1 protein-coding gene is annotated in these 314 nt (G+C 40.8%); it reads right to left on the reverse strand.

Going from position 1 to position 314, the window contains the following annotated elements; translation table 11 throughout:
- Positions 1-244: transposase DNA-binding-containing protein (locus AB4238_RS20740; RefSeq protein ID WP_372035353.1), on the reverse strand; the 244-nt coding region annotated here is incomplete at its 3' end.
- Between the last annotated feature and the right edge of the window lie 70 nt (positions 245-314).

Raw genomic sequence — 314 nt, forward strand, 5'->3', positions numbered from 1 at the left:
CTACAGTATGTTGAAAACCTGAAGCTCTAATCGCTTCTGGAGAAATATTGTCATTACGGATCAATCGATAAGCTCCTTCAACTTTAGCTTCATTACCTCGACATGATAAAGCGATTGACTTACCACTACAACGCGCCATATCGGCCGCGACTTCGATGACACGGTCAGTGCGGCGCGAGTCACCAAATGAACCGTTTATAAAATGATTGTATGACCATTGCTCTGCGTTGAAAATTGACATCATTAATCTGCAAGTTAGTTGAGTTACTAGATCTGATCATCGATTTGTAACAAAGTTCATTGTGGTACAGATT

The organism is Shewanella sp. 10N.286.45.A1 (genome assembly GCF_041470405.1).
Taxonomy (GTDB): domain Bacteria; phylum Pseudomonadota; class Gammaproteobacteria; order Enterobacterales; family Shewanellaceae; genus Shewanella.